We start from the raw sequence: 6,292 nt of genomic DNA, 5'->3' as shown, positions 1-6,292 counted from the left end.
CGTCTCAATCCCCTCTAAGCGGGGCATGTTCGTGGACAGCTGCCAAAATATCGCATGGTATATGGGAGGTTTGCAAGCCATTTTTTGAGTACCCCCCCTCGTCCGAAAAAACGGACAGAAAATCGGTCTTTCAACATATCTCATTTTTTCTCCAAAACCCTTGTTTTTAAAACTGATATTAACGGTTTTACTACCTATTTCAAGGCCAAAACCAATTAAACCATTGAATTAAAAGAAAATAAATTATCTCAAAGCCTTTACTACACCTGCTTTACTAATAGGTGCAAACAAAATTCAGGAATCGCAGCTATCTCAACAAACAAAAAAACCTTTGGTTACAGCTAATTAAAAAAATAACATTTTGAAAAAAACTGGATTTGACTACTCTTAGTCTTGCCAAACAAGATATTTTATTGAAAAAGACGGCGGCCAGAAAATCAAGCTGTACAAGCTGCCATACAAGGCTTTGCCTGTACTTTCTAAACCTGTTTGATCAGTTTGATTCTGGTCAAAGGCTTCTGCTTTTTGTTTCGCCGCTATCATTTTTTTAAAAAAGCGGATATAAAAAAACACCTCTGCCCCCTGGTCATTTTTTCAGAGGGCGAGGCAGAAATGTGCTGTTGGGATGAATGTAAAAACGATTATCAAAGAACCCATGGAGTCATAATACCAAATATTAAAAAGGGAACCGGATGTATGACACTTTCAGATTCAGGAAATCTTCTTCTTTTGAATCACTTCAAACCTGAATAACATACAGACCATCACCACAAGCCACAAGATATTTTTTCCCCCTCTTCTTCCATATCTGTTTTCTGAATTACGAAAGCCTTTCCACAAGGCGGTTCACAACAATTTTCAACTGCTGAAGATCCGAAGCCAGAGTATCAGCTCCTTCGGCGGGTCTGCGCACCGTTTCAAGGGTAAGACCCATGTGTAAAAGGGGGTGGGTGTAACGGTCTTTTCCCATACCCTCACAAAAAGGAGATTCCTCTTCAAGAAGTTGATGAATACGGCGGCAGCCAAGGGGAGAGCCTTTTACCATGGAAATCCGCCAGTCCATACGGTGGGCATTGTAATCTGGTCTGAAAGAAAATATCTTGTGCAGAAGCTCCGGTCCTTCCGGAAGAAATGCCAGGGTCTGGAAAAGCACCTTTTCACCCGTAGCACCGGGATTGCAACCCAGAAGACATTGTTTAATAATCTGCGATAAAGGTCTGCAGGCTGCCATCAGTTTTTCCAGCTCAGGGAGTGGGGGGTCAGAAGATATGGCTCCGGATCTTATATCCGGCGTTTCCAGAAAATCTCCCTCCAGCCTGCTGAAGGCAAGGCCTGCGCCGTGACTAAGCTGGGACAGGATATCCCGCTCCCGGATACCCATAAACCAGGCCCTTGATCCCGTTTTCAAATGAACGCCCAAGGGAAGTTTCACAAGATTTCCAAAACCCTTTCCCGTAAGCTGATTCTGTTTAGGAAACAGCTCCACCTTAAAAGAAGCCTGCCCTGCATTCAGCTTGAGAACTAAAGGCTGCAAAGCCCTGCGCACTTCCGAAGCAGGCAGGGTCTTTTCAAAACAAAACCATACATGGTAGCCCTTGCCCCCGCTCATGGCAGGATGGCCGCAAAGCCCTAAGTTTTTTGCCTTCCTTACACTTTCTTCCAGGAGCCACCGGGCTTCACCATAAATACGGCGACGGGAAGCACCGTCCTTTTTTTCACGCAGGTCAGGCTTCAGGTCCGCATCCAGCACCGCACAGAAAACCCGGCTTTCATCATCCAGAAGATAAATGCCAAGGGTTTCCGTTCCATCCAGATGCCGTCTCATATCATGATCCGTTAGCGGTCTGCGCACAGGCGTATATCCGGTTTTCTTTGTCAGTTTGTCCATCCACATCCTTGCGAAAGCATCGGGCCTGCCCCTGAACCTTGCCATGAAATGACGGATGCGCTTGCTGTCCACCTGCATTTTTCTGGCCTGATGGAGCGCATTGTGCAGCTCCGGTTCCAGCGGAAGCACCCTGGCTACCTGCACCTCTCTTTTTTCTTCGGGCATTTTCAAAAAATGTGCGACATCTGAAAAAACGCTTTTATCTTCCTTTTCCATCATGGCACAGAGGAATGCGGCACTTTCAAATTCTCCGGCCATGCGGCAGAGCCGAACCCACCGCAGACGTAAGGACTCCGGCAGTTTTTTCAGTCTGTCCTGATCCCTGAGCATACGGCGTGTGGATGTATCCGCATCTTTTTCAAGGAGGGATTCTTCCAGACGCTCCGTGAGCGCAATGTCCGGATGCAGGGTGTGAAACTCTGCCCTTTGATTTTTTTCAGATCCTTTCACAAAGGAAAGCAGTGAGGCTGTCATGGCGCACTCTCCCTGTTTTAGAAAATGCAAAAAACAAATCCTTCTACAGGGAGAATACGGCACTGGGGGGGATTTTTTAATGGGAGAGGATATTTTGTTGTGAGTATCTTCGTGAACGAAACAGGTATGAACGGCTAAACATAAAAACGAAAACGGACATGACAAAACTCCCTTGTGGTTTCAACCCGGCCATTCTCCAGCCTTTTTTCCGTCAGCACACGCTTGCTGGTGGCATACACAGGCACAAGACCGAGGCTTTGTGCCCGCTGGACGCAATACACAGTTGCCCCATGTTCACCCTGAATAAAAAGGATATCCTCCGGCCTGCACTCCGATTCCATCCAGCGGATGACGGGCAAAAGAAAATCATCGAGTCTTTCCAGATCCGGTGGAATGTCTGACCAGCAGTTAAGAACTTCGGGAGGCGCATGGATAATTTCTGCATTATCAAAGCTATCACGGATATCCCTGCGCTGCTCCACCGTGAGGCTGTGACTGACAAGAACAAAGAATCTTTTTTTTGCTTCTGCTGCTGTCTCACATGCATTGTCCCCTGAAAGAACAGACTCCATGCGGATACCTTCTTTCCTTTCATCTCCATGAAAATCCGTAAAACCCATGGCCAAAAAAACGCATATATTTATTCGACAATCCCTGCCCGAGATTCTTTTACAGCATCAAGAATATCTTGCGTTGTTGCTTTTGTTTTTATGCCTGTAACGTCAAAAGGAGATTTGGGAGACTTAGTAAATACAATTTTAAAGGTTTCACCGCCTCGACGTTTAATAATAACATCTTCTGATTTTGCTAGATCCAGAACTGTAGAAAAATTTTTTCGAGCCTCTGAATACGTATAAACTTTCATCAGATGACCTCCATAATTTTAATATCCAAACCCTGAGCAACTTCAATCATGCGCCGGTCAAGGGTAATTAATGGGCTGTGCAAAGAAATGGCACACTCTAAAAAATATGCATCATATGCGTAAATGTTAAATTGAGAAGCAATTTTAAGTGCATTACGAATATTAACGCTACGCAGATCAACTGGTATTTGCTGCGTAGCGTCCCAGACAGATAAGAGTTTATCAGGCTCAAGCCGATGTCTTTTAAGCATTGCTGATAGTGCATTCCCAATTTCAAAAGGCAATATATCTGGGGCAACTAAATCATGCCCCATAGTTAGCCTGATAATTTCATCTCTTTCCGGTTCATAAAGAGTGACTGCCAAAAAAGTATTTGTATCCGCTATGATTTTCATATGTACAATTGTACTTATTAAATATGTTTTTGTAAAGAAAAATTCTGGACTCCTTAACGCTGCTCTCTACCGATTTTGTGTGGGTCAAATTCTCAATCAAAAAAGGTCATTTACCGAAAGTCGCCGTAAAGCCCCTGAATTAGCCATGAGGATGATCAAAAAACTGCCCCATTCTGTCTGTAAAATTTTTGTCCTGGATTTTCATCGAAAAAAACATGCTTTTTATGGAAAAAATACCAGCCACTGTGGTAGGCATAACAGCCAGTCAATGGAATTCGGGCGCAACACCCCTTATCACTAATTACCTGCAGAAGGAAAAAGCCATGCCCTGCGTGTACATCTGTGTTGTAACAGGCCAGCCCCTCGCCAACCTCATTCCCTTTCTGCACTTTAAACCCGATGTCGTTGTACTGGCCGCATCTCCTAAAATGGCGGAAAAAGCCCTGCATTTTGAAAGAATGCTTCTGCGTCTCCACAAAACTATCTGTCTCATAACTGAAAAGGAGCTGCCGGAACACACCTTAGAAAATATTGAATACTGGACCCAGGAATGCATTGACAGAATAAAAACCCGTTTTCCCGACCACTCTATTCTTTTCAATGCAACGGGTGGAAACAAACTCATGACCCTGGCCATGGTTCATGCATGTGAAGTGGAAGGAGATATTGATGTTTTCTATATGGACACGGACCATGAACGCATTGAGTGGATTCTCCCCAGAAAAAGGGACGCTGAAAAGGTGCCACCCATACTCACACTGGAGACCTGTCTGAGAGCCCAGGGAAAAAGACTGGAAAGATGCAGCAGCAAAAAGGAAAGCTGGCAGCAGAATGCTATGAAAAGGAAAAGCCTCAGTCGGTGGCTTGCCAAAGAAGCCAGCAGTCTTGCCAATGTTTTCGGTATCATCAATAAAACACTCATGGATGGACGGAATCGCAATGTCTCATGGTCTCTGAATACAATATGGGAGCTTCCGGCACGTATCCCGAAAACACGACAGGCCCTTGAAGAAATGGAAAAACACGGATTGATTCAAATCTGCGGGAATTTATCATTTATTATGCTTCAGCCGGATGCAGGGACCTATCTCACCGGAGGATGGATTGAAGAATATGTCTGGCATGTTCTTCAGGATGAAAACCTTGATGAAGTCCTTGGTGGGCTTGAGATAAGCGATGAGGTCAGCCGGAAGGAAAAGGTCCCCAATGAGCTGGATGTGGCAGCCATCCACCGGAACAGGCTCCTACTCATTGAATGTAAAACAGCCCATCTCAACAGGGTTAAAGAATTCAATGCCGTTTTATATAAACTGGACAGCACCGGTAAAGAAACAGGGGGGATTTTTGGTCAGAAATGGCTGATTATGGCCCGTATGCCGGACAGTACGCCTGAAGTACGTGAACAGAACCGTATGCGGGCAAAAGCCCTTGGTATTGAACTGATAGGTCCGCGAGAGCTTCCAAAGTTAGCCGAAATTGTTCGTTTCTGGAAAAAACACCTTTTTTTAAAAACTTGATTAACTTCACCCATGACTGGTCTTCTGCACCTTATTATAAGAGCTGGACCCTACACCATCCTTGCCCTTTTTCATCTCTCCTGATATGAGGACTCTTCATCGGAGGATAAAGGGTAGAAAGCCGTAAATTTTATTCTCCCGAGCAATATGATAATCATCTCAACCCAGAAGAGTTCAGGCACCTTCACCAGTGCTTTTATGGTTCTTTTTTCTGTACCTCTTTTTATTATAAGGAAGTTTCATGGAATTCCGGAGCATCGAACACGTCATCGAAGCCCTGTCCGCATCCCGCTACATTCCTTCAACGGAAATTGCCACAGTGGTCTTTCTTGCGGCAGCCACCCAAAAACCCATTCTTGTGGAAGGCCCCGCAGGGGTAGGAAAAACCGAGCTGGCCAAATCCATCGCCCTGTACATGGAACGGCCCCTGATCCGCATGCAGTGCTATGAAGGACTGGATGAGGCCAAGGCCCTCTATGAATGGGAATACGCCAAACAGCTCCTTTATACCCAGATGGTCAGGGATAAAATCCATTCCGTAGTGGATTCCGCAGACACCCTGGCAGAAGCCGTAGAAAAAATATCCGAGCAGGAAGATGCCTTCTTTTCAGAACGTTTCCTCCAGCCCCGGCCCCTTCTCAAGGCTATTCAGTCGGAAAAGCCCGTGGTCCTTCTCATTGATGAGGTGGACAAATCCGACCCGGAATTCGAAGCCTTTCTGCTGGAGCTTTTAAGCGACTTTCAGGTTTCCATCCCTGAAATCGGAACCATAACGGCAAAATCCATCCCCTTTGTCCTGCTCACATCCAACAACTACCGGGATATGAGCGATGCCCTGAAACGCCGCTGCATCCACCTTTTCATTGATTATCCTGAGGTTGAGACGGAAAAGGAAATTGTCCGTATGAAAATCCCCGGCATTGAAGAGGCCCTTCTGGACAGACTGGTGCGTACCGTAGCCAACATGAGAAATCTTGATCTGAAAAAACGTCCCTGTATCTCGGAAACCCTGGACTGGGCCAGATCCCTCATGGTGCTGCAGGCGGATACCATCACACCGGAGCTGCTGGCATCCACTCTGAATATGCTGGTGAAGTTTAAAAGTGACGCCGAACTGGTGAAAGAACGCCTCGAAACGGTCATCGCCTGACCA

General features: G+C 45.7%; 7 protein-coding genes. 2 read left to right on the top strand and 5 right to left on the bottom strand.

What is annotated here, in order from left to right:
• Positions 1–387: 387 nt before the first annotated feature.
• The 5 genes from LZ24_RS13050 to LZ24_RS13030 all read right to left on the bottom strand — a co-directional run bounded on the left by LZ24_RS13050 (position 388) and on the right by LZ24_RS13030 (position 3,622).
• Positions 388–573, bottom strand: a complete 186-nt coding sequence (locus tag LZ24_RS13050; RefSeq protein ID WP_144685830.1) for a hypothetical protein — start codon at positions 571–573, stop codon at positions 388–390.
• A gap of 247 nt (positions 574–820) precedes the next feature.
• Positions 821–2,362 carry a CRISPR-associated primase-polymerase type A1 gene (locus LZ24_RS13045; protein WP_144685828.1) on the bottom strand — a complete coding sequence of 514 codons (1,542 nt, stop codon included), beginning with the start codon at positions 2,360–2,362 and terminating at the stop codon, positions 821–823.
• A gap of 134 nt (positions 2,363–2,496) precedes the next feature.
• Positions 2,497–2,934 (bottom strand): CRISPR-associated protein Csx20, encoded by a 438-nt coding sequence (gene csx20, locus LZ24_RS13040; protein ID WP_222427634.1) that lies wholly within the window; start codon positions 2,932–2,934, stop codon positions 2,497–2,499.
• A gap of 68 nt (positions 2,935–3,002) precedes the next feature.
• On the bottom strand, positions 3,003–3,227 hold the full coding sequence (locus LZ24_RS13035) for a type II toxin-antitoxin system Phd/YefM family antitoxin (RefSeq protein WP_144685824.1): 225 nt from the start codon (positions 3,225–3,227) through the stop codon (positions 3,003–3,005).
• Complete coding sequence (locus LZ24_RS13030; RefSeq protein ID WP_144685822.1) at positions 3,227–3,622, bottom strand: type II toxin-antitoxin system VapC family toxin; 396 nt, start codon at positions 3,620–3,622, stop codon at positions 3,227–3,229. The genes LZ24_RS13035 and LZ24_RS13030 overlap by 1 nt, the downstream gene beginning before the upstream one ends.
• Positions 3,623–3,945: 323 nt before the next feature.
• Here LZ24_RS13030 and LZ24_RS13025 point away from each other — a divergent pair, with 323 nt between their 5' ends.
• Both LZ24_RS13025 and LZ24_RS13020 read left to right on the top strand, forming a co-directional pair.
• Positions 3,946–5,139 (top strand): Card1-like endonuclease domain-containing protein, encoded by a 1,194-nt coding sequence (locus LZ24_RS13025; protein ID WP_186443137.1) that lies wholly within the window; start codon positions 3,946–3,948, stop codon positions 5,137–5,139.
• Between the two features lie 241 nt (positions 5,140–5,380).
• Complete coding sequence (locus tag LZ24_RS13020; protein WP_144685818.1) at positions 5,381–6,289, top strand: AAA family ATPase; 909 nt, start codon at positions 5,381–5,383, stop codon at positions 6,287–6,289.
• Positions 6,290–6,292 lie beyond the last annotated feature (3 nt).

The sequence above is a fragment of the Desulfobotulus alkaliphilus genome (genome assembly GCF_007830435.1).
GTDB classification, from domain to species: Bacteria; Desulfobacterota; Desulfobacteria; order Desulfobacterales; family ASO4-4; genus Desulfobotulus; species Desulfobotulus alkaliphilus.
This window is presented reverse-complemented; position numbering and strand designations above follow the sequence as displayed.